Genomic DNA, 1,450 nt, shown 5'->3' on the forward strand with positions numbered 1-1,450 from the left:
GCCTCTCCGTGGTCGCCGTGCTCACCGGTGGGTACTTCACGATCATGGTGACGCAGCACCTGCCCCTGTCGGTCTTCATCCTGATCCACACGAGCTCCATGGTCGCGATCTACACTCTCGGCATGATCGCCGCCGTGCGCCTCCTGGACCGCTACAGCCTCGGCTGGTGGCTCGCAGCGGTCAGCGTGGCCCTCACCGGCGCGCTGCTCGTGCTCGCGGGCCCGAACCTCCTCGTTCCCGCCGTGCTCGCCCTCGTCGCCGTCGTCATCGGCCGGGTCAAGAAGCGCCGGACGAACCCCCTGCGCTCCCGTACACCCGAACATTCGCCCGGAAGCGCTCGCTCAACACGTCCCCGCCCAACCCGAACCGCCCAGGAGAACACATGACCGTCGCCCGTGCCCGCCTGATCGATCTCAGCCACACCATCCGGGCGGGCCTCGTGACGTACCCGGGGCTGCCGGCTCCCGTGATCGAGCCCTTCCTCACCCGTGCCGCCTCGCGCTCGGCCTACGCGCCCGGCACCGAATTCACCATGGACGTGATCACCCTGATCGGCAACACGGGCACGTATCTCGACAGTCCGTACCACCGGTACGAGGGTGGAACGGATCTCGCCGGCCTCGACCTCGATACCCTCGTCGACCTCCCCGCCGAGGTATTCCATCTGACGGATGCTGCGGCCCGTGGCATTCCCGCAGCGGCATTCGCCGAGCGAGGCTCCGGCCTGGCCGGTTCGGCCGTGTTGATCCACACCGGCTGGGACCGCCACTTCGGCACCCCGGAGTACAGGGCGGGGGCTCCCTTCCTGGCCGAAGACGCCGTCGGGTTCCTCGTCGGTGCCGGCGTCGCCCTCGTCGGGATCGACTCGCTCAACATCGACGACACCGAGGGGAGTGGGGAGAGGCCCGCCCATTCGGCCCTGCTCGCTGCCGGCATCCACGTCGTCGAGCACCTCACCGGGCTGGGGGACGTACCGGCCTCCGGCGGGACGTTCTCGGCGGTACCTCCGAAGATCGAGGGCTTCGGCACTTTCCCGGTGCGGGCATTCGCGCGGGTACCCGGCCCGGTCGGCTGAGGCCGGATTCCCGCTATGTGACGGTCACATCGCGCCTCCCCGGCGGTGCATACTGGGGGTGCGTAATTTCTTTGTGACCGTGCTCATAGACGAGGCCCCGATGACTGCTGAACTGCCCACTGGTCGGGCTCCCAGCATCCGGGACGTTGCACGCCTCGCCGGAGTCTCGCATCAGACGGTGTCGCGAGTACTCAACAATCACCCGAGCATCCGAGATTCGACCAAGGCCCGCGTGCTGCAGGTGATCGAGGAGCTCCAATACCGACCCAACCGGGCGGCCAGGGCGCTGTCGAGGGGGCGATCGCGCACGATCGGCGTGCTGTCGGCCTCCGGGGCCCAGTACGGCCCCGCGAGCAGCATCGCCGCGATCCAGGA

The 1,450-nt window shown here is 68.7% G+C and carries 2 protein-coding genes and 1 pseudogene; all 3 read left to right on the top strand.

Annotation, left to right across the window (positions count from 1 at the left end):
- Positions 1 to 386: pseudogene (locus QN345_RS19010) on the top strand (amino acid permease-associated protein); the annotation flags it as partial.
- Positions 383 to 1,075, top strand: coding sequence for a cyclase family protein (locus QN345_RS19015; RefSeq protein WP_134446756.1), 693 nt, complete (start codon positions 383 to 385; stop codon positions 1,073 to 1,075). The pseudogene QN345_RS19010 and the gene QN345_RS19015, both read left to right, overlap by 4 nt.
- A gap of 100 nt (positions 1,076 to 1,175) precedes the next feature.
- A partial coding sequence (locus QN345_RS19020) for a LacI family DNA-binding transcriptional regulator (RefSeq protein ID WP_323509111.1) occupies positions 1,176 to 1,450 on the top strand: 275 nt, incomplete at its 3' end.

The sequence above is a fragment of the Cryobacterium sp. 10I1 genome, assembly GCF_035019805.1.
Classification (GTDB): Bacteria; Actinomycetota; Actinomycetes; order Actinomycetales; family Microbacteriaceae; genus Cryobacterium; species Cryobacterium glucosi.

What these genes read in the sequence shown, in the direction of transcription:
- QN345_RS19015 (WP_134446756.1), top strand. Translation starts at nt 383, where the DNA reads ATGACCGTCGCCCGTGCCCGCCTGATCGATCTCAGCCACACCATCCGG.